Source organism: Spirosoma taeanense (assembly GCF_013127955.1).
GTDB classification, from domain to species: domain Bacteria; phylum Bacteroidota; class Bacteroidia; order Cytophagales; family Spirosomataceae; genus Spirosoma; species Spirosoma taeanense.
On sequence record NZ_CP053435.1, the window covers coordinates 5,486,247 to 5,511,354 of the forward strand.

A 25,108-nucleotide genomic window follows, 5' to 3' on the forward strand; every position below is an offset into this window, starting at 1 on the left:
CTTTCGGCTACGGAACCCTTTACGTCAATATGAACAAGCTCCTGCAAGAACTCCAACAGGCTGCCGCCGAGCGCGAAACCCGGCGTCACTTTTTGCATACCTGCTCAACGGGCGTTGGTGCACTGGCCCTTAGCTCAATTCTGGGCAGCTGCGGTTTCCTGAATAAAGACGAACATACGGCTGCCGTTGGTAACGCCCTACAGTCGGGTGAGCCGACCGCTCCGCATCCGTCGCAGTATATTCCCAAGGCTAAACGGATCATTTATATTCACATGGCCGGGTCGCCCAGCCAGCTGGAATTGTTTGATTACAAGCCCGAGCTGGCTAAATACAACGGTAAAGACTGCCCGCAGGAATTGCTCGAAGGCAAGAAATTCGCCTTTATCCGGGGCGTCCCGAAAATGCTCGGACCGCAGGGCAAGTTCGCGCAGCACGGCCAGTCGGGCGCTTGGGTGTCTGATTACCTGCCGCATCTGCAGGGCGTCGTGGACGACCTTACGTTCCTCAAAGCCATGCATACCGACCAGTTCAACCATGCCCCTGCTCAACTGCTCATGCACACTGGCAGCGCCCGACTAGGTCGGCCGAGTATGGGCTCCTGGGTAACGTATGGCTTAGGAACGGAAAACGATAACCTGCCGGGCTATATCGTGCTGGCGTCGGGCGGCAAACAACCCGATGCAGGAAAATCAATCTGGGGCAGCGGGTTCCTGCCGACGGTGTATCAGGGTGTCCAGTGCCGTACCGACGGCGATCCGGTTCTGTACGCATCGGACCCGGCCGGTATCACCCGCGACGTTCGGAAGCAAACCATCGACGCGATCAGCGAAATCAATCAGCAGCAGTACAACGACGTTAAAGACCCCGAAATTCTGACCCGAATCGCTCAGTACGAACTGGCCTTCCGGATGCAGATGTCCGTACCGGATGCGATGGACATTAAGAGTGAGCCGCAATACATCTTGGACAGCTATGGTGTTGACCCGAACAAGGGCTCCTTTGCCCGAAACTGCCTGCTGGCTCGTCGGCTGGTTGAGCGTGGTGTCCGGTTCGTGCAGCTTTTCGACTGGGGTTGGGATTCTCACGGAACCAGTGAAGATGGTGCCATTGAAATAGGTCTGAAGAACAAATGCAAAGAGTCGGACCAGGCCGTAGCGGCATTGCTGAACGATCTGAAGCAACGGGGCCTGCTGGACGAAACGCTGGTGGTCTGGGGCGGGGAGTTCGGCCGGACGCCAATGCAGGAAAACCGTGATGGGCAGGTGCTGCCCTTTATGGGCCGCGATCATCACCTGGAAGCCTTTACGGTCTGGATGGCAGGCGGGGGCGTAAAGAAAGGGTTTTCCTACGGCGAAACTGACGACATTGGCTACTATGGCGTGAAAGACAAAGTTCACGTTCACGACCTGCAGGCCACGATTCTACACCTGCTCGGGTTCGATCATACGAAGCTAACCTACCAGTTTCAGGGGCGGCCGTTCCGGTTAACCGACGTAGCGGGCAAGATCGTAAAGCCTATTTTGGCCTAAACGGACTACCAGCCCATGCTTCGCATCGTTCTTATCCACGGCTACCTCGAAGACCCGACTATTTTTGACCAGTTGGTGCCGCTGATTGGCCCGGCCAGTTTTGTGCACATTGATCTGGCCGACGAATTTGCCCGTTGGGCGCCGTCAGATACGATCAACGTACAGCAGCTGGCTCAGCGCCTAATTAGCCAGTACAGGATTACGGCCGAAGATGTGATTATTGGGCACTCGATGGGCGGCTGGGTTGCCATGCACATCAAACAACTGACGAACGCCACGACTATTCAGCTGGCTTCGTGGACGAATCAGAAGAAGATTTATTTGCCTCTGAAAAACCTTCGTCTCCTGAAGTTCATGCTCGATACGAGGCTTACGCAGAACAGCGTAACAAACGGTATGTTGAAGAAACTGTACCCGTTTAAAGAGTCGTTTGGCTTATTCTGCACGCTCCTAGACAACTCGCTTCGCATGAGCCGGCTGTATATCTATCAGCAGTTTCAGACGCTATTCGCGAAGGCTCCTCCGCTGACGGTTCAGCCCGACCTACGGATTCACGCCCGTCGGGATAACATCGTTTTACCACCTGACGAACCTTTCATTGAGGTACCCGGCGATCACTTCAGCCTCGTTTTTCACGCCGAAGCCGTGGCCGAACCAATTCGTACGCTGTTAGGCAACCGACCGACAACGGCCATCGCCTGAGTTATTCCAGAACTTTAGGGACTTCAAAAAATTGCTCATCGTGCTGAGGAGCATTCGCCAGGGCCTGTTTGCGGGGCAGGTGCTGACCAACTACGTCATCGCGCAGCATATTCGTCTCGTCCGAAATATGCGTCAGCGGCTCAACACCCGTTGTATCAACCTCGTTGAGCTGTTCCATCCACGTCAGCACACCATTGAGGCTGGCGAGCAGTTCGGCTTCTTCTTCCGGCTGAACTTCCAGCCGGGCCAGATGAGCGATTTTATGGAGAGTTTCCTGATCGACTTTCATGCTATCTACTTGTTTAACTACGTCCCGGAACCGACATGGGCAACAAAATTAGGCCGTAACGGCCGCTCCCTTCATCAATTCCTGATCAATGATGCGATACGTTTCCTCCTTCAGCCATTCAATGTCGTTGGGGGTCATGCCCGTCGTTTCAATCGGTTCATGAATTACCGCCCGAAGCGGCCCCCAATGCATCCGTAGCTTTTTCTTGTCCGGTAGAATCCGGTGATCGTCCAGTAGCGTTATGGGCACAATTGGAACCTGCTGCTGAACGGCCATAATGAAGGCGCCGTCCTTGAATGGATGGTGCATTTTGGGTGGATGTTTGGCCCGGATGCCACCTTCCGGAAAAATCATGATGCTGCGGCCGGATGCCAGCAGCCGGATAGATTTAGCCAGCGAGTAGGCGCGGCTGTTCGGCTGCGACCGATCGACCTGCACATGAAGCTTGGCGAACATATAGCCCAGCAAGGGAATCTTTTTTACCTCGCTCTTACCAACAAACGCGTAATAGTTCCGAACTACTACGCCCATTACGGCAATATCCAGATATGAAAAATGATTGGCGCAGAATACATACGCCTGCTTCGGGTCGGGCCGGAACCGATGTTCGACCCGCACGGGCATACCAATTCCCCAGAAATACAGGAAGCCCCAAACCCGATTGACTTTGTGCGCCAGTGGCTTCCATTCCTCGCGCTGCAGAAACACAAACTGAAACGGAAACAGGACCAGATACAAGGCCACAATGTAAAAGGCGCACCAGATGGAATAAAGTAGTCGCATGGGCTCTGGATTGGCTTTCGGTGGGGCGTAACAACAAGCGATCGCCCCCAAAGAAAAAGTAAATCCTGGGTTCTGGTTAATTAGTGTTTGAAGTGCCGCACGCCCGTGGTGACCATGGATAGACCGTGCTGGTTGCAGTAGTCGATCGAATCCTGGTCGCGAATCGAGCCGCCGGGCTGAACGACCGCCGTAATTCCTGCCTGATCAGCAATTTCAACGCAGTCGGGAAACGGGAAGAATGCATCCGACGCCATAACCGCTCCTTTCAGATCAAACCCGAACGAGTTGGCTTTTTCAATGGCCTGCCGCAGCGCATCGACGCGGGAGGTCTGCCCGACGCCACTGGCCAGCAACTGATTTTCTTTGGCCAGCACGATTGTATTCGATTTGGTATGCTTACACACTTTTAGGGCAAACTCCAGCGCCCGCAGCTCGCTCGCCGATGGTTCTTTGATCGTTGCCGTTTTAAACTGATCGGCGGTTTCGGTCTGGTCATCTTTATCCTGCTCCAGAACGCCGTTCAGGATTGTTTTGAACATCACCGATGGTAGAGCAACTGCTTTACGTTTCAGCAGGATACGATTCTTCTTCGATTTCAGTACGTCCAGGGCCTCGGGCGCGTAATCGGGCGCAATGAGAATTTCCATGAACAGCTTATTCAGCTCTTCGGCCGTTTCCAGATTGACTGGCGTATTGGTAATCACAACGCCCCCGAAAGCTGAAACCGGATCGCAGGCCAGCGCGTTGAGGTATGCTTCTTTACCGCTCGAAGCAGTCGCAATTCCGCAGGCGTTTGTATGCTTGATGATGGCAAAGGCCGCCCCGTTAGCGTTTCTGAATTCATCAATCAGGTTTACGCAGGCATCTACGTCAACCAGGTTGTTGTACGAAAGCTCCTTGCCGTGCAGCTTCTCGAACATGGCGTCCAGATCGCCGTAGAAGGTTGCCTGCTGGTGCGGGTTTTCGCCGTAGCGAAGATGATTGGCGGGTAACTTCCTGAAATCGGCAATGTCGCCGGTGGCCTCCTTCTGCTGGCCCGAAACCACATCAGCCTCCGAACTGAAATAGGCCTGAATGGCGGTATCGTAGTACGACGTAACGCCGAAAGCCTTCCGGGCATACTGCCGACGATCGGCCAGATCGGTCGCGCCGTTTTTCTCGTTCAGGAGCGTTACCACCTCGGCGTATTGACTGCGCGACGACACGATCAGCACGTCGTTGTAGTTTTTGGCAGCCGCCCGGATGAGCGAGATTCCGCCGATATCAATTTTTTCGATGACATCCTCGTCCGACGCGCCCGACGCAACCGTTTCTTCGAAAGGATACAGATCGACCACAACCAGATCAATCGGTGGAATCCGGTGCCGCTCGGCCTGCGCAAGGTCTTCCGGCAATTCGCGCCGGTACAGAATACCACCCATTACGGCCGGATGCAGCGTTTTAACCCGCCCGCCGAAGATGGACGGGTAGCCGGTCAGATCTTCGACGGGCGTAACGGGAATACCAAGCTGTTCAATGAACGTCTGGGTGCCACCTGTGGAGTAGAGTTTAACATTCTGCTCGTGCAGCAGCCGAACCAGGGGTTCAAGGCCATCTTTATAATAGACAGAAATTAGCGCGGAGGAGATCTTAAGCGACATAGGAACGACCGGAAAACAGGTGCCCGGCGATTGCTGGTTAGTTGGCTGTTGACCCGAAACAGCCGGGAGCTGTTTCGATCAGAAGCGCAAAGATAACCAAAGGTCTTAACTTTGTCAGCCCGGATAAGCCGGCTGTTATTACCCCGAATGAGTACATTTAAAAAACTAGCCAGCGATACGGCCCTGTACGGCATCAGCACTATCCTGGGCCGGATGCTGAATTACGTGCTGGTCCCGATCCAGACGTATGCGTTCGCGAGACCGAAAGAGCTGTCGTCCAACGTTGAGTTTTACAGTTATATCGCCTTACTGCTGGTGATTTACACGCTGGGGCTGGAAACGGCTTTTTTCCGGTTTTCGGCCCGCAAGCCCGAAACCACGGCCGTCGTTTTCAGCAACACGCTGAGTATGGTAATCGTCATTACGACCGTAGCGACAGTTCTGCTGCTCTGGTTCGCCCCCGAAATTGCGGTCTGGCTCAATTACCCGAATCAGGCTACGTTTATTCGCTGGTCGGCGCTGATAGTGGCAATTGACGCCGTCATGGCCATTCCGTTTGCGCGGCTGCGGGTTGAGAATAAAGCCAGGCAGTTCGTCGTGGCCCGGATGCTCAACATTGCTATTGTTGTCGCCCTGAACGTCCTGTTTCTCATTGTTTGCCCAGACATTCTCAATGGAAAATATCTGTCGGCCCTGCAACCGCTGGTGCGTTCTGTTTACGACCCCTCCATAGGCCCCGGCTATATTTTCCTGGCTAACCTGCTGGGTAATCTCTGCTATTTTGTTCTGCTGCGCGGGGCCTTCCGGGGCTTTCGGTTCCGGCTCAACTGGGGCGACATTCGCATCCTGTATGTTTACGCCTTTCCGATTATGCTGACGGGCCTGGCGAACGTAGTCAATAACCTGACCGACCGCCTGTTCCTGCGCCATTACCTACCCGACGATTTTTATCCGGGCCTGACGAACGAAGATGCCCTGGGTATTTACGGTAACTGTTTCAAGTTATCGGTTTTTATGGCGCTGGTGACGACCTCCTTCCGACTGGCCGCTGATCCGTTTTTTTTCACCCGCGCCGAAGATAAGAACGCACCCGATCTGCTGGCCCGCGTAACAAAGTGGTTCACCATCGTTTGCGTGTTTATCTGGGTGGGCGTGAGCCTGAACTTAGATATTCTGGGTAAAATCATGCTGGCCCCAGCCTATCGACGAGGACTGGACGTAGTGCCACTCCTGCTACTGGGCAATCTGTTCCTGGGCGTTTACCAGAACATTGCCTTCTGGTTCAAGCTCACCGACAAAACCAAGTTTGGTACGCTCATCACCGGCATTGGAGCGGCCATTACGATTCTGGGGAACATCCTGCTAATTCCGGTCATGGGCTATATGGGCTGCGCTGTAGCGTTTCTGACGTCCAGCTTTGTGATGATGGCAATTTGCTACGGGCTGGGCCGTAAATATTACCCGGTTCCGTATGAAGTTGGGTCGGCGGTTGCTTATGTCCTGGGAGCGGGACTGCTGATTTACGCATCCCTGTGGATCGATATTCCTAACCTCTGGATGGCAGTGCCTTTCCATCTGGTGCTGTTCGGGCTGTTTACGGCCGTGATTATCTTTCTGGAGCGCGACAGTCTGCAACCGCTGATCGCGCGCTTCCGCCAACGCAAACCGGCTCCGGCCGGGCCAACAGAGCTTAAGTAACCATACACGGCCAGCTTTCGGACCTTATTTTGTCCGTAGATTCTCACCGGCCACCCGCGCCGTTCGGCCACGTACGGCCGAGGCAATAAAGAAGCCCGTTGCCCGACGTCCGTTTCCATTCGTGTTGATAATGTTGGTGGGTACATTAGCCGGGGGCGTAGCAAACAATCCGCCGTTGGTAATCTGGTTCTGTAGCTGCTGCCAGAATTCGAAAGCTTCGGGGGTCAGCGACATGATTTCTACCTTCACCGTATCATTAAGATTATAGAGACTGTCAGGGTTGACTGACTGCCGGAACGGACGAATAAATACCAGCCCATCGGTATCGGCGCTACCGGGAAACGACCCATCTTTCACCGTAATAATATCGCGGGGTTTGTTCTGCAGCGTGCCATTCCGGTAGTACCGAATCCGGTAGTAATCCGTAGCGCCGGGCAGATCGCGGGCAAAAAACTCAGCCTGATACCCCTCCGTTGATGATAAGGGATTGATCTTTTGTTTGCTGAACACCAGCGAATCCACCACTGGTACCCGATTCATCCGGCTGGTAGCGCGGTAGGTTTCGCCCTGAAAGGTAATATTCAGGTTGTACGTCTGCCCAATACGGCCGAGCGTGTCTTTACCGGTTGGCTGCCAGACGTAATAGCCATCGTTATCGGGATCGGTGAATGAAAAGTTTCGGCCGTTATTGTTCCTCACCTGCACGGTGGCACCGATAGCCGGTGGCGGTGTGCCGTTGTCAAGGTAGGCTGCCGTTTGCGTGAGCCGGATCGATTGTGGGCCGGGCAGATCGGTCAGGGTGCCATCGACCGACAGTTGTGTAGGCCCGGTATCGAGTTTAGCATCAATGACTGTCTCACAGCCTGTCAGCAGCAGACTTAGAACAAGCCCTGAGAAAAGCAGGTATATCGAAAATCGGTTCATGACGCATAGGCAGGATTATCTCCAGCCAGGCTTAAAATTTGAAATTATAGGTCACCGATGGTATGGCCGTGGCAAAGACGGAATAGCGTACGGCTTCCGTCAGGCGGGGATTATCAGTATTTGGTCGGAAAAAGACCGAAAAGGGATTCTTCCGGGCATACACATTATAGACCGAAAACACCCAGTTGTCTTCTTTACGTTTACCCGGTCGACGGCGTCCCTGTAGCGTAGCGGCCAGATCGAGACGGTGGTACGTTGGAATTCGGTAGTTGTTACGGGCGTTGTCAGCGTTCTGTGGAACCACGTAGCCGCCGTATTCAAAGCGGTTGGTAGGAAAGGTAGCGGGCGTACCGCTGGCCAGCGTAAAGGTTGCCGAGAAATTCCAGCGTTTGGCCTGGGGTGGATCAACCAGCAGTACCGTAGTGAGCGTGTGGCGTTTGTCGAATCGCGCCGGGAACCAGTTGCCGTTGTTGATTCCGGTCACCTGCCGTTCGGTTTTAGCCAGCGTATAGCTCACCCAGCCGTTGATGGTTCCCCGGTTGCGCTTTACGTAAAATTCGGCCCCGTAGGTCCGCCCGTTGCCGCTCAGCAAATCGCCCTCCAGAAACTTGTTCAGAATCAGGTTGGCGCCGTCGATATAGTCAATTTGGTTATGGAGCCATTTGTAATACCCTTCTACCGAGGCTTCGAACTCGTTAGCCGCGCCAAAGTTGCGGAAATACCCGCCCGCAATCTGATCGGCAATCTGCGGTTTAATGTTATTGGTCGAAGGCGTCCAGACATCCAGCGGTGTAGAAGCCGTCGTATTTGAAACGAGGTGGATGTACTGCGCCAGACGGTTATAGCTGAGTTTAAGCGAACTGTTGTCAGATAGCTCATACTTAGCCGCAAAGCGGGGCTCCCAGTTGCCGTACGTCTGGATGGTTTCCCCTCGTCTATAGGTTTGGATCGCGATTGGATTACGACGCTGGCCGGCCGGAACATCGGTCGCAAAAGTATAGGCTTCGCCCGGCCCAATGTAATTATAGAGTGAATAGCGCAACCCATACTGAAGCTGCAACCGGCGCGACATCTGTTGCTCATTGCCTATGTACAGCGCGTTTTCCAAACCGTATTTGCTTTCCAGCCCGAACGTCCGGACACTGCCCGAACTGGCAGCCGTTGCCGTACCAGGCTGAAAATCGTGTAGAATGCTCTGGCCTCCGAACGTAATGGTGTTTTTACCCAGAAACAGCGTAAAATCGGGCTTGAGGCTGTAATCGACGATGCGCGAGTTGGTACGGAAATAATCGTTTTTGTTTTCCTCCTTACGTTTCAGGTCGGAGTCGAGCGAGTAATCGTAGTTGCTGTAGTAAGCAGTCGTGTTCAGAAACAGCCGGTCGCTGAATACGTGATTCCAGCGGGCCGAAGCCGTGCCATTGCCCCAGTTGAAGCCAAAATCGGCCCCAAACACGTCGCGCCCGAAATAACCCGACAGAAACACTGTGTTCTTGTCATTGACGTGGTAGTTCGCTTTAGCGGTAAGATCATAAAAATAAAATTTTGAGCCTCTCAGGTCATCGTTCAGGAACGGCTGAGCCAGGATGTCGGCATAGGATCGCCGACCGGCGATGATAAACGAACCTTTTCCTTTGAAAAGAGGACGCTCGTAGGACAGCCGGCTAAATATCAGTCCGATCCCGCCGTTGAGCTCGGGCTTTTTGGCGTTGCCTTCTTTTAGCCGAACGTCCAGAATCGACGAGATTCGTCCGCCATACAGGGCCGGAATGCCGCCTTTAATCAGTTTGACATCCTTGACCGCGTCGGGGTTGAAGACCGAAAAAAAACCAAACAGGTGCGAAGAGTTATAAACGGGCGCTTCGTCGAGCAGAACCAGATTTTGATCAATACTGCCGCCCCGGACGTTGAAGCCCGTTGCCCCCTCCCCAACCGTTGAAACACCCGGCAGCAACTGAATACTACGTACAACGTCCACCTCACCAAGCAGCGCCGGAATCCGTTGCAGCGTCTTTACGTCTATCCGGTTAACGCTCATCTCAATGTTTTTTACGTTGTCATCTTCGCGCCGGGTCGAAACCACCACTTCCTGCAGTTGCTTTCCTTCTTCCGTAAGTTCAAGGTCCAGACGCCGGTTCTGATCAGTTAGAGCAACGGTTTTAGTTTGTTTTTCGTAGCCTACGTACGAGATCACGAGAGTGTAGGTCCCGGCAGGCACGGTAATGGCATAGAAGCCGTAGCTATTCGTAACGGCGCCTGTACCCGTCTCCTTTACGTAAACCGATACACCGATGAGCCCCTCGCCATTCGCAGCGTCCCGGATGTATCCGCTAACGGTCAGGTTTGCCTGCGCAGAGTTGCGACCAAGCACATTCTGACTCGCCTGCGCGACAGCATTTGTGAATGGCGTCAACACAGTAACCAGACAAAGCACGTATAACAGAACGAAATTATGTTTCATAGCGTAGCAAGCGCGTAAGGACTTGTCTGGCCGGTTACGCGAACAAATTCATGACGAAGCAAAAGTACGTCTGGACAGAAGCCGCTTGACTGAAAATTAGATGAACCAGCGAATCGAGAGGCTGAACGGCGCGCGGGATAGGATAAAACCTTTAAAGGGTCTATGGGCAAAAGCAGGGAAACCCTATGCCATTACCAATTGTCGTTACGTCTGAATAGACCCGACTTAGCTATCCTGTTTCTGAATTTCCTTAATCAGCTTTTTTGCTTTGGCGGGATCTGTTTCCGGAAACCGGGTTGGTAAAGACTCCAATACCTCCGCCAGAATGGTAGCGATAATGAGCTGTTGATTTGGCCGGTCATCGCTCGGGATCACGTACCAGGGATTCTGTCGGGTAGCCGTCGCATTAATCGTGTCTTCATAAGCCCGCATGTACGCTGGCCAGTGCTGCCGCTCCTCCAGATCGCTCTCGCTCAGCTTCCATTGCTTCTCGGTGTCGCTCAGGCGGGCAATGAGCCGCTTACCCTGCTCTTCTTTCGATACGTGCAGATAAAATTTGACAATAGGAAAACCATTGCGAAACAGGTAATCCTCAAAATGCACAATGTCGCCAAAACGCTGCTTCCAGAGCGTTTTCTCATCCTTTGGCAGCAGATTCTCGGGTATATTACTCTGGCTTAGCCGATCCGGATGAACCCGCAGGGTCAGCACTTCTTCGTAATAGGTGCGGTTGAAAATACCCATGTAGCCCCGTTCGGGTAGCTCCTGCCAAAACCGCCACAGAAAATCATGCTTCAGATCCGTCTTTTCGGGTTTGGTGAAAGCCGCCATCTTAAACCGCGACGGATTAACGCCCTTAAACACGTGCCGGATGCTGCTGTCTTTACCCCCAGCGTCCATCGCCTGAAATAAGACCAGCAACCCGTAATGCTCGTCGGCATGCATTCGATTCTGAGCCTGATCCATACGCGTAGCCAGTTCATCAAGCTGGTGGGCCCGATCCGTTTCGTCGACGTAAAACGGATCAATCCGCGTAGGCGTACCGGCGACCGAGAACTTGTTGTGTCCGTCGTAACGGAATTGTTTGCTATTGAATTTCATAACGTTTGCGGACAAAACAACCTCGGTCGATTATTGCTTCTCAATGATCGGAATGAGCTTCTGTAATTCATTAAAGCGTGTTTCGTCCGGCTTCGGATCAGCAATGGGCAATTTCTCAAGTTCGTTGATCAGCACCTGCCCGACCAGCAGCCGCATATTTTTTTTGTCATCCGCAGGAATGACATACCAGGGCGCGTGCTCAGTTGCAGTTTCGTTAATACAGGTTTCGTAAGCTTCCTGATAACCGTCCCAGAATGCACGCTCTTTTACGTCTCCTTCGTCGAATTTCCAGTTTTTGGCCGGGTTCTTAATCCGGGCAATAAGCCGCTCAGCCTGTTCTTCTTTCGATACGTGCAGAAAGAATTTTACGACAGGAAAGCCATTCTGGTGCAGGAATTTTTCCATATGCCGAATGGCTTCGTACCGATGCTTAAAGAGTTTATCCAAGTCATCGGTTTCTTTTCCGGGCAGACGCTGGTTCTGGGTCAGAATGTCGGGATGAACCTTAGTCACCAAAACCTCTTCGTAGTACGATCGGTTAAAAATGCCGAGGATTCCCCGTTCAGGCAGTTCGCGCCAACTGCGCCACAGCCAGTCATGGTCAAGCTCCTGATCGGTGGGACGCTTAAAGGAATATACCTTTACACCCACCGGATTGGTGCCGGTAAATACGTGCTGGATAGTGCCATCTTTCCCGGCCGCATCCAGCGCCTGAAAAATAGTGACCAATCCATAGCGGTTGTCGGCATACATGCGGTTTTGCCACGTGTCGATCTGTTCAGCATGCTGGCGCAGACGAGTTTCGTATTCGTCCCCATCTTCATAGAGATCATCTACTTTCGTTGGCGCTTTTTTGATTTTGAGCGGCTTAGAACCGTCGTAGCGGAAGCGGTCGGTATCGAGTTCTTTCACGGACAGGACGCGTAAACTTTACGCGAATCAGTTACGTTATCACTACAGCTAACAACCAGAATCCAACCTAATGGTTGTAATCGGTTCTGCGAACGGCATCGGCATCTGTGCTAACCACTCAGCCGCCAGTTGCCGGACGGATAGCGTAGATTTAACCGACCGTTGCTAAGACAGTCTCATTATGACCGCAAATCAATCCGCAAATTACGAGAAAGCCACGTTTGGCACTGGCTGCTTCTGGTGCACCGAAGCCGTGTTTGAATCGCTCGATGGGGTTATCAAATCCGTATCGGGCTACGAAGGTGGCCGGAATCCCAATCCTACGTATAAGGAAGTCTGCTCGGGTACTACCGGCCACGCCGAGTGCGTTGAAATAACCTATGACCCCAGCGTAATTACCTACCAGGAACTGCTGGAAGCTTTCTTTCGGAGCCACGACCCAACTACGCTGAACCGCCAGGGCGCCGATGTTGGCACCCAATACCGGTCGGTGATTTTCTATCACAACGACGAGCAGAAACAGCTGGCCGAAACAGCAAAAGACGAACTGAACAAAGCTGGTGCGTATCCTAATCCCATCGTTACAGAGATTAGCCCGGCCGAAACGTTCTACGAAGCCGAAGCCTACCACCAGGATTATTTTGCCAAGAATCCAAATCAGGGTTACTGCGCTTTCGTTATCGCTCCGAAACTAGACAAGTTCAGGAAGGTATTTAAAGAAAAACTGAAGCCGCAGAGCGACTCGGTAATCAATCACGGATAACCGCAAATGAGCCCCCACAAGGGGCTTTTTTGTGGCCTTAAGCGTCGGCTGGCTAATGCCAGAATGTGGCGTAGCAGGACCGGGTAGCTGATTAGTTTAGGTCGTTCGATTGCTTTTCATGTCAGTTGCTGGGTACTCTCTTTCTATGAGGTCGTTTCTGCTATTCTGCGTTCTGGTGTTAGCTGCTCCCTCAGCCTTCTCGCAGGCTGTTGCCTCAAACGTTTATTCGTGGCCCCTGTCGCCCGTTGTCAGGCATCCGACTTATGAAGAGCGAACCTTTCTGTCGGGAATAACCCGAGATTTTTCCAATCTCACGGTTCAGGCCATAACCCTGTTCGCTAACCAGCCCGCCCACCCTGCCCAGGAACTCGATGAGGAGGTCTTACTAATCATCAAGGCGGGCGAATTAACATTAACGATTGGAGAAAAACGAACCCAGCTTGGCCCCGGCAGTATAGTGCTGCTGATGCCGGGCGATGCGCATCGCCTGGAAAATAAATCGTCTCAACCACTCACCTATTATCAGATCCGATACATGTCTAACGAAATGCCGGATTTGGACCTGTACAGACTGATGGGCACCTCTTTCTGGGTCGATAGAAAAGAGATGGGTCGGATAACGCCTGATAACGAGGGGAACCGCCCCATAATTGATACGGGAACGATCATGGCGAAGCGACTTACAGCGCACGTCACGACACTGAGTCCAGGCTCAAAGGCCTATTCCCCCCATAGACATCGGGCGGCCGAAATTGTGATCGTAGTAGAGGGGGCCGTTCAGGAGCGTATTGACGAAACGCAGCAGGGGGTGCTAGCGGGCGATGTGATTTTCCTGGAGCCTAATACGCTGCATAGCCTGCAGAAGAATAGTCAGGAACAATGCACTTATTTTGTCCTGCAATTCGAGTGACTAAATAAACTTTAGCTTTTAATTTACACTTAACTTGACATTGCTAACAACCGGGCGGACTTTACACTCACCAAACGTCCCCATCCAAAGCCAGAATCAAGGATTATCTGTTGAATCGTTCAGTCATTAAATCCAAGTTAGGCGATGACGTACTACGAGGTGGAATTTTGGGCCGCTGGCGATGGGAAATGGGTGCCGATTAAAGAACTGGAACTTGTTTCGGGCCGGCCATATGTTCGGGTTGACTGTAACGAAAGACTGACACTCGATGAAGCCGAGTCCCGCTTTGCCTCGTTAACCGTCAGGCATCCTATGTTTAGTTTTAGGGTAACCAAGGTTAGCAACTTTTAATGGCTGGTGAACCTGATGTGACACCAGAGTAGCCCTAGCTCAGGGTAAAAGCGGGCTGTCTTCACCCGTGAGGATATAGCGAATATTCAGCTTCGGATAAAGCCGGGCCAGTTCAGCCAGCGATTCACTGTTCAGAAACGAACGTCCTTTAAAATGCTGATAATACTTATCGGGACGGTCCTGCTCCAGCTGCTTACAGACCTTGTAGGCAGTTACGCCCAGCGCCTTAAATGCGTCTTCGAGCCACTTGCCCTGTACGGATTTATTCATGCTACCCTATACGCTACTCATCGTCAGATGGTTGCTTATCTGCCCTGAATGGCAGACGGTTTTTATAAGGGCTACGCCTGAGTCTGACGCTTATTTTCTATTTTAGGGAGTCTCTCACCTAAAGCGTGGCCGGATGAAATATGTTCTGATTGCCCTCCTGTTAGTATCCCACCTGGGCAAAGCGCAATCAAATCTCACTGGATTAGGGCGTTACGTCATTGGCGTTACAACGCCCGACTCGCTAAATTCAGCCGATTTCAATGAACAGGACGAATCCTATGTTAAAGGCACTTTAACGTTGGTATGCTCCCATATTCGTTCGTTTTCAGCTCGTAAAACCAAAGTTGCGGGCATCGAGGTTGCGAATCTGGTACTGTATTTTTATGACAATACACTATTCCGAATTTCCTGCCCTTATAGCAATACGTTGAAAATGAGCTTTCTGGCTCAGCATGGTCCGGGGCTCCTTAAGCCAGAAACCGTTTTACGTCTTTGCCCTAGGGAGCCAGATAAACTTTTGTCTATGTGGAGCGAAGCATGGCAAAATGGCGACATTACGGCTTTGGTTGTCCACCGGAAAGGTTATACGGCAGATTGTGAGCCCGAGGAAAGCGCCAGTCTGATTATAGCCAGCCAGAAGTTCACAGCTTTATCTTCCGAATGTGAATTACGAGGCAGCGACCCCTTCCTTGACGAGTATTTGAGCACGTTGAAAAACTAATAGCAGAACGCACTAAACGATCCAGGCAGGAAAGGTAACCGACGCATCAGGCTTTTTTTAAACGGACGCCCGCATTAGTTAAGTAGCTCAGCGCTGTCTTGGTAATCACCTCAGGATCGAATCGGGCTACAACCTCCCCTTTGTGCTCATAGACAGTTACTTCATCAGTGAGCACATCATAGACTCCGTAGGGCAGTAATTCATACTCCTCGTAACCCCAGAACAAAAAATCAACCGCGTCGGGTAGTTCATCGAACCCGACAGCGTAACACGTTTCAAGCTGGGAGAAGACAGTAACGAAGCGCATACAATATATACGCACGAAAATGTCGGGCGGTTGCGTCAGGCTTTAGATTTAACCCCCGGTGCAGACACGAGACAATTAAAAAGCCCATCCGATTGGATGGGCTTTTTAATTGTGGTGCGATTGTATGTCGTTCAGGAAATCGTCGACAGCAGTTGTTGGCGAACTGCCGTCCACCGCCGACGCGAAATGGGTAACGTAGCGCCGGTTGTCAGGTGAACTAATCCCCCCAATTCCGTCCGTTCCAGCCGATCAATATAGTAGCGGTTAATGATGCAATTCCGATGCAGTCGGATAAACCACTCAGCCGGCAGCATAGGCGTATAATACTTGAGCGTGCGCGGCATCAGAATACGCCGGCCGTCAGCCCACTGTAACCAGCTGTAATTTGTTTCGGCCTGTAGATAGACCAGATTCATCACCGGAAAAGCCTGTCGGCCGCTATCGCGAAGATAGAGTTGAAGAGGTGGCCAGTTAGTAGGCGCTTCACCACGTGCGTAAATAGAAGAGGAAACGTTCGTCATACGTTAACTTGTTAGGTGGAATAGATGAACAATCTTTATAAAATTAATTAACTACTGTAAATCAACAAATTAAATTTTATGAAATCTGGTATGAACAGCTATTTTCTGTATGTAGAGATGTCACTGTGGCCATAGATAATGGCTATAGACAACGCTGCTCACAGCCTATTGCACTTACGAGTTAAGGCGCAATCAGGCGAAACAACCCGTTTCCTTACTCATTGATGCCCTAAGGCGGTTTAATTCCTGCTGTACAGCCCTGGCAAAAGCTATCTTGTCCGATTTCCGATACTGCTCCGGTGAACGAAGCTTTGAAGAGACATGAAAGCTATGATCTATCCGCTGGCAGGCCTTCCATAAGTCGGGATTCAGCTTGATTTTGTACTGACGAATCGGCGTATCGGCGCCAAACCAGAGACTGATAATATTATTGACGGTTGGTTTGATAACAACACTCATGGCCTGCTTAGAAAGTAGCTGGATCAAAATTCGAATATCGAAGGTAACTCGCTGGGCACTTATCATCAAAACCAATTTGTGTCAACGGTCAAAATCGGTGGATGGACTGCCTGAAAAGCGCGATGAACTGCTTTACTCACCGGGGTTAACAAGTTGATTATGACCTTCATTCTACAATGTTACCAGTCATTAAGTATTTATAATAGCGGCTATTTGATCTCGTTTGGCTATATGCTTTATATACATGATTAGCCGGTTTCATACACAGAGTTAGGATAGATATTGTAAGTGCGACTACTTTTATTACGGTGCCCTGGGCTTTCCTCGCCTATCACCGCCTATAAACTCTTTCAATCAATAACCATTATGAGTTCTACCTTTTTAGCTAAGTGCGCACCTTTGCTACAGATAGCTCAGGTGATGCCCGTTGACGGCACAGTTCAGATTGCTTCGTTTACAGATCCTCTCAAAGCCTTGCAATGCCTGCAGCAACAGGGTATTTCTGGCCGGGAGGTTCGCATTATGACCAATGATGCAGCCATGTACTGGGTAGTTCCCCGCCGGTTTGCCTACCGACTGATGCAGATCGGCTTTTATCCATTAAAAATTTCAACCATTTCTAAATCCACTAACTAAAGCCGGGCGAACGTCTCCACTCGTTCTGACCAGCTAAGAAGCTTGTTTGGCTGGGGCCCTGAGTTGCCTGTACACCATTGGAGAGTTATGATTCGTTCGCTTCAATCACCTTTGTGAACCTGAAGCAAACCAGTGGCTATGTTCGCTTGTTATTGGCTCTACACGCCTTCATAATGCTGTAAAACCAGTTACTCAGGGCATTCATGTTTATACGTTCACTAAATCTCTCAACATCCATGGAAACTGCTCAGACCCAATTCCAGCCCGGTGACCACGTTACGGTACTCGACGGTGGACCACCAATGATTGTCAAATCAACTAAAGAAGGCGGCCGGATAGTAACCTGTGCACCCATCCAGGAAGAACACGGAGGTGAACAGGACTATGACGCGACCAAGTTAACCAAGCTCGACAGTCAGCAGGGAGACCAGAAGTAAGGCCACCCGTGCCGCTTTAAGTCATCGGCAGCGCCGACTCAGTATGTTGCAGAAATCGCAGGAAGTTCTGCCGCTGATCGTTGACGTAAAAGCACTTCAGTTGTACAGGCAAAACGCCGGGAGTCATGACCCGGCGTTTTTTTATTATTCAGGTTGTATTGAGAAGCTCCTACAAAGTGCAGACTTTCCGCCGGAAAACGCTGAACCATTCAAGCTAATTAATAAAGGTCTGCTGACCGTCCATCTGTTGTAATACCTCCCGCCAGCGCCGACGGGAAACAGGAAAGGACACGCCCGTAGTCATATGCACCCGATAGCCGGAATTGGTATATTCCAACCGATCGATAAACTGACGATTCACTACGCACTTGCGGTGTAGCCGAATAAACCACCTGGCCGGCAGTTTGGCATGATGATATTTCAGCGTGCGGGGCGTTAATACGGGTTGGCCAGTTTTCCAGTGAAGCCAGCAATAGTTGGTATCGGCTTCCAGATAAACCAGATTTGCGACCGAAACAAACTGACGGCCGGTCTCCCGCACATACAGGCGCATAAGCGGCCAATCAATTAAATCAGCAGAGATTGTCGTTGCTAGATTAAGTGCTTGCATCATAGTTGGATTAGGTACTGAACACTTTATACGTCAATTTATAATCCAATAGATTGATAATCACAGCAATTATCCCATTAATTATATAGATTCAACGTATAATATTAAATTAAGATAATTAACTGTTTATCAGCCCCTTGAACGGCACTGGGCTTTTTCAGTGTCCCGGTAGTAGACGACCAGTTACCAGACGTAGTGAAGGCGTCTTGTCTAGACTTTTATTGATGCACACTAACCAGTTCGACCGAATAATAAGTGCCTATATTGGTATTTGTACGCCAATACGAATAGACGTTAATTTGTCGCAGTTTTACTTTAATCAGTTCTGTCTCATGAAAAAATTCAACTTTCTGTTTTTACTGGCTTTTGTGCTGCTGGCAGGCACTCAGTCGTTTGGCCAGTTAGCGATTGACAAAGGCACTAAGTTCATCAACCTTGGTATTGGTGTTGGCGGCTATGGCTACTATACGGTAGGCGGTGGCATTGGCTTAAATGCCGCGGCTGACTTCGGGGTCACTAAAAACATTACGGTAGGTGCTGTAGCTGGCTACAAAAGCTATGGAAGCGTAGGTGCGTACAAATACAACTCGTTCGATATTGGCGCACGGGGCTCATACCACTTTAATGAACTCCTCAGCCTGACCAGCGATGCCGTTGACCTGTATGCTGGCTTAGGGCTTTCATACTACTCATTCTCGTACGGCGGCTATCTGGATAACTATGGAGCGGTATACCTCCCGATTCACCTCGGTGGTCGCTACTTCTTCAGTCAGAATGTAGGAGGTTTTGCCGAGCTTGGCTCTAGTCTGGCTACGCTGAAACTTGGTGTTACCTTCAAACTGTAACCGTTTAAACTAACAATACTCCCAATAAAAAAGCCTTTCCAGCTTTGGAAGGGCTTTTTTATTGGCGTTTGCTACAGCTTACTTGCTAGCGATTTCTTTCAGGCTTTTTACGCCCATATTCCAGAGAATAAACGAGTAGATATCGGCTGTTGTCTCGATATTCTTTTTGGTGTTGCTGGCTCCGTGGCCCGAGTTGGTATCAATCCGGATCAGCACCGGGTTTGGCCCGTTATAAACCTCCTGCAGGGTAGCCGCATATTTGAACGAATGAGCGGGCACAACGCGGTCGTCGTGGTCGGCCGTGGTAATGAGCGTAGCGGGGTAGTTCGAACCAGTCTTCAGGTTATGAATGGGCGAATACGCATACAGCGCCTTAAACTCATCGGCATTGTCGCTGCTGCCGTAGTCGGCGATCCAGTTCCAGCCGATGGTGAACTTATGAAATCGCAGCATGTCCATAACCCCTACCTGCGGAATGGCTACCCGGAACAGTTCAGGACGCTGGTTTATGGCGGCACCCACCAGCAAACCTCCGTTTGATCCGCCCTGAATCGCCAGTTTTGCCGAACTGGTATATTTCTCCTGAATCAGGTATTCGGCAGCCGCGATGAAATCATCAAAGACATTCTGCTTTTTGAGCTTCATGCCCTGCTCATGCCATTTTTCGCCGTATTCACTGCCTCCCCGCAGGTTAGCCTGCGCGTAAATACCGCCCTGCTCCAGAAACGGAATCCGGAGCGCGCTGAAGCCCGGAGGCAGGCTGATGTTAAAACCACCGTAACCATACAGCAGCGTAGGATTTGACCCGTCGAGTTTCATGCCTTTCCGGTAGGTCAGGAACATAGGAATTTTCGTTCCGTCCTTACTGGTATAAAATACCTGCTTTGTCTCGTAATCGGTTGGTTTAAAATCGACCTCGGGCGCGCGGAACACCATGCTTTTCCGGGTGGCCAGATCGTACCGGTAGATTGTGGGCGGAACGGTAAAGGACGTAAAGGTGTAGAACACAAACTTATCGTCTTTCTCGCCATTAAAGCCGCCCGCTTCGCCCAGACCCGGTAGCTGAATTTCGTTTTCGAGTTTACCTGTATAATCAAATACAGACACCCGGGAGGTTACGTCTTTTGAATACTCAACGAACAGTTTGCCACCGGCCGTTCCGGCGCCGACGAGCGGCTCGGGTTTTTCGGCAATCACGACTGTCCACTTTTGGGTCGATGGACTATAGCGCATCACTTTGCTATTGGGCGCGTCGGCGTTGGTTTCAATGAGCAGATCGCCACCATCGTTGTCCAGAACACCGTACTGAAAATTCGTAATCTCCGACACGACCGGCACAAATTTCTGCTGACTAGTTTTAGCATCGGCCACATACAGCGCGTTTCCATCCTTACCCTGGCCGCGGTCGCTGATCGACAGCACTGCAAATCGTTCATCGTCGGTTGTCCGAACGGTGTGGAACCGCTGCGGATTTCTGGCATCCTCGAACACCAGCCGATCGGCCGACTGAGCCGTGTTCAGCTTATGAAAAAAAACCTGGTGGTTTTCGTTCTTTGCCGCCAGCGCTGAGCCTTCGGGTTTGGGGTAGCGGCTGTAGTAGAACCCATCACCCTGCCAGGCCGCCCCCGATACTTTTACCCACTCGATGGTTTCGGGTAGGTATTGTTTGGTGGCCAGCTTCATAATCCGGTACGCATTCCAGTCAGAACCACCCTGCGACGTACCCACTACGGCGTAAGCCCCATCTTTTGACAGTGAGAACGTTGTCAGGCGGGTCGTGCCATCGGCAGACAACTTGTTCGGATCGATCACAACTTCGGGTTTACCGTCGAGGCCTTTCTGACGGTACAGGACCGACTGGTTTTGCAGGCCGTCGTTTTTCGAAAAATAAAACCAGTCCCCTTTACGGCTGGGGGCTGAGTATTTCGGGTAGTTATACACCTGCTCCAGGCGTTCCTGTAGTTGCTTCCGGTAGGGAATCTGCGACAAATAGTCGAACGTAACTTTGTTTTCGGCCTTGACCCATTCGGCGGTTTCGACTGATCGGTCATCTTCGAGCCAGCGGTAGGGATCACTCACCGGTGTACCATGATACGTATCGGCCTGATCAGTTTTGCGCGCTTTGGGATACGTCAGTGGCCCGTCGGTTTGTGCCACAGCAGCGGAAGAAATCAGCATGAGAGATAGTCGAATGAAGTTGGTAAAACGCATTGGAGCTAAGCGTTTAAAGTTTTTATTGGAACAATAGTGCTACGAATTTCGACCCGTTAGGCCAGAACAGCAAATCAAACGGGCTTTTCGCGCCAAAACAGCTGGATTAAATCCAGCCGCCCCCGAATGAGTTTGGAAATCTGCCAAATAGATAGCTCATTTACAGCTGCATGACCTTATCCGATACACGCCATGACGCTGTCATTCCCGCACCGCAGAACGCTCTGTTGGCTGCTCCTGTGGAGTGCCTTGTGCGGGTATAGATGCGGATTAACGACCTACGCAAAAACTCCGCCCGGCACTCCCTTCCGGGTTGATCATATCGGCGTGAACGATGGACTGACGCAGGGGTCGGTTTATTCGATGCTGAAAGACAGCCGTAATTTTCTCTGGTTTGGTACGCAGGATGGCCTGAACCGTTACGATGGTCACCGGTTTCGCACGTATCGGCCAATGGTTGGCGCGGGTGGAACTACCCAGTCGGGAACAATCGTAGGCGTTAATATCGTCGGGATGGTGGAAGACCCGGACGGAAATTTGTGGGTGGGCACCGAAGAAGGCCTGAATCGCTATGATCGTCGGCGTGATCGTTTCGACTGTTTTTTTGCCTTAGACAGTAACCGGAAACCAAAGGCAAGTCGAACAATACCGTTTTTCGTTGACCAAACAGAACTGCTGTACCTCAGCGACTTCGAAGGTCTTGTTCGGTTCAACTATCGCAACCAACGTAAAACAATCCTGAATCCGTCGCTGCACCCACCCAAAGAGTATGACAATCCCAGTTCGACCATGCGTACCCGTATGGACGACGTCTGGCTGCACGCGCCGAAAGGTCTGGCCCGATATAACCTCCGCGACCGAACGTTATCCTATTATTTCAGCGACCAGCCGGGCAACCGTTTTGGACCCGCTCAAACTATTTTCTCCTTTTACGTCGACGAGCAGGACGTTGTCTGGCTGGGTACCCCTGCTGGTCTGCTTCGATTCAATCATCGATTAAATACAATTCAGGCATACGATCAGATCGCCAGTCAGGCCTTAAGTGCTATTTACAGCATTGCCCCCGACCGAAAAGGCCGGTTATGGCTGGGTACCCAGCATCATGGAGTTCTGTCGTTCGATAAGCGTTCGGGAAAATTTGTACAGGTAAATGAGTTTACCAACGACGCTCGTCAGCTGAGCGAATTCGAGATCAGTAAGGTTTATGTAGACGATATGGGGATTGTCTGGGCCAATACCGACCCCGATGGGCTGGCCCGTATCGTTCCCAACGCCTTTTTATTCGGAGGTATCACGAAGCGCTCCATGCTGAACGCCCTTCCTTCCACGCCCACGCTGAGCCACTACACCATACGAGCGTTTCTGGAAGAGCGATTTGATCGAATCTGGATTGCTACGGAGAACGGCATCAACATTCTGGACCCGCGCACGAACCGAATTACCCAGCAGTTTTTGACCAACCGCAAAAACGCACCCACCGTCAGAAGTCTTTACCGCGATCCGCAACGGCGCATCTGGGTTGGTGTTATAGGGGGCGTAATGGCTTACCACCCTGAAACAGAGACATTCGATTTTATTCCATTCGAAGCTGGAACCAGCCAGGTAGCCGACAATTACGTTCGTAATTTCGTTACCCTGAACGAAAACCTACTCATAGCCGCTACGGAAGATGGGCTGTATGAGCTGAATATTCGCCAGCGCCGGTTGGCAAAACTTCCGACACTTTCCGAGCAGAATGTCTTTAGTATATGGTATGACGCGGCCTCCCGCCAACTCTGGGCAGGTACGTACCTGAACGGATATTACTGTTACCAGCTGTCCGCCAACAATACGGCTCCCTGGCGCCTGGTCCGCGCGGGCCTTGGCGGGTCGATGGTTTTAAATATGCGCCCCGACCCGGACCGCCAGATGCTGTGGTTGGCTACGGACCGGGGGCTGGTTGGGCTGAATCCAGAAACCGGTGAGCTGACTGTTTATTCAGAGCGGCAGGGATTGGCCAACTCCTTTGTGTACGGCTCCCTCGCCGATCAGGACAATAATCTCTGGATTAGTACGAACCGGGGCATTTCGCGACTCGACCTGAAGGAAAATGTCATTAAAAATTTTACCCTCAGCGATGGCCTACAGGGCAATGAATTCAACGGAAACGCTTTTTTGAAGACGGCTACCGGCGAAATGTTCTTCGGGGGCGTTAACGGTTTCAACCGCTTCCGACCCGATCAGTACCGCAGTTCGTTGTTCGGCCCGCAGGTGTATATTTACTCGTTTAATGTTAACGAGGAGCCCTTTGCTTCCGACAAATACGTTGGTGAAGCAGATACCATTGAGCTGACGCACAACCAGAATACCTTCTCAATGGAATTTGCCGCGCTTGATTATCTGAGCAACGGCCATAACAACTATCAATATCAGCTGACAAACCACGATCCGCAGTGGGTCTCGGCGGGCGAACGAAACTACGTCCGTTATGCCAATCTGCCACCGGGTGAATACGTCTTTCAGGTGAAAGCCGCCAATCAGGATGGACACTGGAGTACGCAGGTTCGGAAGCTAACCATCCTGGTTCATCCGCCGTTCTGGCAAACGCTTCCCTTTATTGCCTTCATGATTGTGTTGCTGGCGGTACTGACTTATGCCTGGATTCGCCAGCGCGAGAACAGTATCCGACGACAGCAGGCCGAGCGGCTGCGGCTGGCCTACAACATCCAGGAGCAGGTTAAAAAAGATATTGCCCGCGACCTGCACGACGAAATAGGTACACGGCTGGCCACGCTGAAACTATACACGACCCGGCTGGTGCAGCACATCAACGAAACGACCGACGAGTCGGCACTGTCCACTCAGCGAACAGACGTTCTGGATGCATCCGGTGTGCAGATGCTCAAAAACAACATTTTTGCACTCATCAACAACACCATCAGCGATGTTCGCAACCTGCTCCGGAAACTCAATCCCCAAACGTTGGAACGCTATGGGTACGTAGCCGCCGTTGAGGAACTGTTTTCGCGCATTAACACAATGGGTACCGTCGAACTGCACCTGACACTGGCCGACGCACCCGGTGAGGAATCCCTCGATGTCGACAGCCAGGGGCCCTCGGTCAGGACCCGCCTTCCGGCCGATATGGAAGTAATGCTTTACCGCATCACGCAGGAACTCGTCAACAATTCGCTCAAACACGCCAACGCTCACCGCATTGATTTACACGTTCAGGGGCAATCCAATTCGCTATTGCTGACTTATTCTGACAATGGCCAGGGGTTCGATTACGCACAGATTCAGCAAAACGGCACGGGCCTGGGTATTGGCAGTATTGAATCGCGGGTGGTGCTGCTGAACGGCCGTATCACCTGGCAAACACAACCGGGGCAGGGCCTTCGGGCAATTATTGAGGTACCAACGGGCTGGGCCGCGACCCGCAAGTTTTTTCGGACGCGGACGCTGTAAGACCTAATGCGGAATTGCCAGACCTACGCGAGGAATTAAGCCATGCGCGTCGTGCAGAAGCAGCCGCTCAAACAACTGAACCGTAGCGGCAGCGTCGCCATGAGCCCGGTGGCGGTCATTAAGCGGTATTTCGAGCGACCGGCAGAGCTTGCCCAGGCTGTATGACGGAAAGCCGGGAAACACCTTGCGACTGGTGCGGACAGTGCAGAGCGTCCGCCGAAAGAACTCATAGCCCAGCCAGTCGAGTTCTTTCTTGATAAAGTTAAAGTCGAAATTGACGTTATGCGCCACAAAGATGGCGTCCTGGGTTATAGAAAGCACGTCAGAGGCTACTTCAGCAAAGGTAGGCGCTTCCTGCACCATCTCGTCGGAGATGCCGGTCAGATGACGGATAAATGGTGGGATCGGACAGCCGGGGTTCACCAGCGAGTGGAACGAATCAACAACCTGACGCCCGTCGTGGCGGAAGATAGCAACCTCGGTTAAACGGGTAGGTCCTTTTACGCCCCCGGTAGTTTCAACATCAACAATGCAATACACGGTATAAAGATACGCGTATTTTCAGAATATGCGGAGCTTTCATC

At 51.6% G+C, this 25,108-nt stretch carries 24 protein-coding genes; 10 read left to right on the top strand and 14 right to left on the bottom strand.

The window, feature by feature from the left end; translation table 11 throughout:
* Positions 1-29: 29 nt before the first annotated feature.
* Positions 30-1,529 carry a DUF1501 domain-containing protein gene (locus HNV11_RS22790; protein ID WP_171741858.1) on the top strand — a complete coding sequence of 500 codons (1,500 nt, stop codon included), beginning with the start codon at positions 30-32 and terminating at the stop codon, positions 1,527-1,529.
* 15 nt (positions 1,530-1,544) lie between these two features.
* A complete protein-coding gene (locus HNV11_RS22795; protein ID WP_171741859.1) occupies positions 1,545-2,231 on the top strand; it encodes an alpha/beta hydrolase in 687 nt (228 codons plus the stop codon).
* Between the two features lies 1 nt (position 2,232).
* On the opposite strand, the gene gatC is transcribed toward HNV11_RS22795, so the two are convergent.
* The 3 genes from gatC to purH all read right to left on the bottom strand — a co-directional run bounded on the left by gatC (position 2,233) and on the right by purH (position 4,943).
* Positions 2,233-2,520 (bottom strand): Asp-tRNA(Asn)/Glu-tRNA(Gln) amidotransferase subunit GatC, encoded by a 288-nt coding sequence (gatC, locus tag HNV11_RS22800; RefSeq protein WP_171741860.1) that lies wholly within the window; start codon positions 2,518-2,520, stop codon positions 2,233-2,235.
* Between the two features lie 48 nt (positions 2,521-2,568).
* Positions 2,569-3,303, bottom strand: a complete 735-nt coding sequence (locus HNV11_RS22805) for a lysophospholipid acyltransferase family protein (protein ID WP_171741861.1) — start codon at positions 3,301-3,303, stop codon at positions 2,569-2,571.
* Positions 3,304-3,383: 80 nt separating this feature from the next.
* The gene (gene purH / locus HNV11_RS22810) at positions 3,384-4,943 is read right to left on the bottom strand and encodes a bifunctional phosphoribosylaminoimidazolecarboxamide formyltransferase/IMP cyclohydrolase (protein ID WP_171741862.1); all 1,560 of its coding nucleotides are present in this window, start codon (positions 4,941-4,943) and stop codon (positions 3,384-3,386) included.
* Between the two features lie 147 nt (positions 4,944-5,090).
* Here purH and HNV11_RS22815 point away from each other — a divergent pair, with 147 nt between their 5' ends.
* The gene (locus HNV11_RS22815) at positions 5,091-6,641 is read left to right on the top strand and encodes a polysaccharide biosynthesis C-terminal domain-containing protein (RefSeq protein ID WP_171741863.1); all 1,551 of its coding nucleotides are present in this window, start codon (positions 5,091-5,093) and stop codon (positions 6,639-6,641) included.
* 24 nt (positions 6,642-6,665) lie between these two features.
* Here the strand turns inward: HNV11_RS22815 and HNV11_RS22820 are convergent, their stop codons facing one another.
* From HNV11_RS22820 to HNV11_RS22835, 4 genes are all read right to left on the bottom strand, one after another.
* Complete coding sequence (locus HNV11_RS22820; RefSeq protein WP_171741864.1) at positions 6,666-7,565, bottom strand: DUF4249 domain-containing protein; 900 nt, start codon at positions 7,563-7,565, stop codon at positions 6,666-6,668.
* A 31-nt stretch (positions 7,566-7,596) separates the two neighbouring features.
* Positions 7,597-10,023, bottom strand: a complete 2,427-nt coding sequence (locus tag HNV11_RS22825; protein ID WP_171741865.1) for a TonB-dependent receptor — start codon at positions 10,021-10,023, stop codon at positions 7,597-7,599.
* Between the two features lie 225 nt (positions 10,024-10,248).
* On the bottom strand, positions 10,249-11,124 hold the full coding sequence (locus tag HNV11_RS22830) for a PPK2 family polyphosphate kinase (RefSeq protein WP_171741866.1): 876 nt from the start codon (positions 11,122-11,124) through the stop codon (positions 10,249-10,251).
* Positions 11,125-11,154: 30 nt separating this feature from the next.
* Positions 11,155-12,036 carry a PPK2 family polyphosphate kinase gene (locus tag HNV11_RS22835; RefSeq protein ID WP_171741867.1) on the bottom strand — a complete coding sequence of 294 codons (882 nt, stop codon included), beginning with the start codon at positions 12,034-12,036 and terminating at the stop codon, positions 11,155-11,157.
* A gap of 181 nt (positions 12,037-12,217) precedes the next feature.
* Here HNV11_RS22835 and msrA point away from each other — a divergent pair, with 181 nt between their 5' ends.
* Together msrA and HNV11_RS22845 are read left to right on the top strand one after the other, a co-directional pair.
* Positions 12,218-12,799 carry a peptide-methionine (S)-S-oxide reductase MsrA gene (msrA, locus tag HNV11_RS22840; protein ID WP_171741868.1) on the top strand — a complete coding sequence of 194 codons (582 nt, stop codon included), beginning with the start codon at positions 12,218-12,220 and terminating at the stop codon, positions 12,797-12,799.
* 145 nt (positions 12,800-12,944) lie between these two features.
* A complete protein-coding gene (locus HNV11_RS22845; RefSeq protein WP_171741869.1) occupies positions 12,945-13,709 on the top strand; it encodes a cupin domain-containing protein in 765 nt (254 codons plus the stop codon).
* 390 nt (positions 13,710-14,099) lie between these two features.
* Here HNV11_RS22845 and HNV11_RS22850 read toward each other — a convergent pair whose 3' ends face one another.
* Positions 14,100-14,330, bottom strand: a complete 231-nt coding sequence (locus HNV11_RS22850) for a hypothetical protein (RefSeq protein WP_171741870.1) — start codon at positions 14,328-14,330, stop codon at positions 14,100-14,102.
* A gap of 133 nt (positions 14,331-14,463) precedes the next feature.
* Between HNV11_RS22850 and HNV11_RS22855 the strand changes: the two genes are divergently transcribed.
* Positions 14,464-15,051 carry a hypothetical protein gene (locus HNV11_RS22855; protein ID WP_171741871.1) on the top strand — a complete coding sequence of 196 codons (588 nt, stop codon included), beginning with the start codon at positions 14,464-14,466 and terminating at the stop codon, positions 15,049-15,051.
* Between the two features lie 46 nt (positions 15,052-15,097).
* Here HNV11_RS22855 and HNV11_RS22860 read toward each other — a convergent pair whose 3' ends face one another.
* From HNV11_RS22860 to HNV11_RS22870, 3 genes are all read right to left on the bottom strand, one after another.
* Positions 15,098-15,358, bottom strand: a complete 261-nt coding sequence (locus HNV11_RS22860) for a hypothetical protein (protein WP_171741872.1) — start codon at positions 15,356-15,358, stop codon at positions 15,098-15,100.
* A 131-nt stretch (positions 15,359-15,489) separates the two neighbouring features.
* Entirely contained in the window at positions 15,490-15,879 is a 390-nt protein-coding gene (locus HNV11_RS22865) for a LytR/AlgR family response regulator transcription factor (RefSeq protein ID WP_171741873.1), read from the bottom strand.
* 192 nt (positions 15,880-16,071) lie between these two features.
* Positions 16,072-16,365, bottom strand: coding sequence for a hypothetical protein (locus HNV11_RS22870; protein ID WP_240163650.1), 294 nt, complete (start codon positions 16,363-16,365; stop codon positions 16,072-16,074).
* A gap of 339 nt (positions 16,366-16,704) precedes the next feature.
* On the opposite strand from HNV11_RS22870, the gene HNV11_RS22875 reads away from it, so the two are divergent.
* Together HNV11_RS22875 and HNV11_RS22880 are read left to right on the top strand one after the other, a co-directional pair.
* On the top strand, positions 16,705-16,974 hold the full coding sequence (locus HNV11_RS22875; protein ID WP_171741874.1) for a hypothetical protein: 270 nt from the start codon (positions 16,705-16,707) through the stop codon (positions 16,972-16,974).
* A gap of 236 nt (positions 16,975-17,210) precedes the next feature.
* Positions 17,211-17,411: a hypothetical protein gene (locus HNV11_RS22880; RefSeq protein ID WP_171741875.1), complete on the top strand. Its 201-nt coding sequence runs from the start codon at positions 17,211-17,213 to the stop codon at positions 17,409-17,411.
* A 214-nt stretch (positions 17,412-17,625) separates the two neighbouring features.
* On the opposite strand, the gene HNV11_RS22885 is transcribed toward HNV11_RS22880, so the two are convergent.
* Positions 17,626-18,024: a LytR/AlgR family response regulator transcription factor gene (locus HNV11_RS22885; protein ID WP_240163652.1), complete on the bottom strand. Its 399-nt coding sequence runs from the start codon at positions 18,022-18,024 to the stop codon at positions 17,626-17,628.
* A gap of 329 nt (positions 18,025-18,353) precedes the next feature.
* Between HNV11_RS22885 and HNV11_RS22890 the strand changes: the two genes are divergently transcribed.
* Entirely contained in the window at positions 18,354-18,866 is a 513-nt protein-coding gene (locus tag HNV11_RS22890) for a hypothetical protein (RefSeq protein ID WP_171741876.1), read from the top strand.
* 78 nt (positions 18,867-18,944) lie between these two features.
* Here the strand turns inward: HNV11_RS22890 and HNV11_RS22895 are convergent, their stop codons facing one another.
* A complete protein-coding gene (locus tag HNV11_RS22895; protein WP_240163654.1) occupies positions 18,945-21,044 on the bottom strand; it encodes a prolyl oligopeptidase family serine peptidase in 2,100 nt (699 codons plus the stop codon).
* Positions 21,045-21,269: 225 nt separating this feature from the next.
* On the opposite strand from HNV11_RS22895, the gene HNV11_RS22900 reads away from it, so the two are divergent.
* Positions 21,270-24,524: a ligand-binding sensor domain-containing protein gene (locus HNV11_RS22900; RefSeq protein ID WP_171741878.1), complete on the top strand. Its 3,255-nt coding sequence runs from the start codon at positions 21,270-21,272 to the stop codon at positions 24,522-24,524.
* A 3-nt stretch (positions 24,525-24,527) separates the two neighbouring features.
* Here the strand turns inward: HNV11_RS22900 and HNV11_RS22905 are convergent, their stop codons facing one another.
* Positions 24,528-25,064 carry a 3'-5' exonuclease gene (locus HNV11_RS22905; RefSeq protein WP_171741879.1) on the bottom strand — a complete coding sequence of 179 codons (537 nt, stop codon included), beginning with the start codon at positions 25,062-25,064 and terminating at the stop codon, positions 24,528-24,530.
* Positions 25,065-25,108 lie beyond the last annotated feature (44 nt).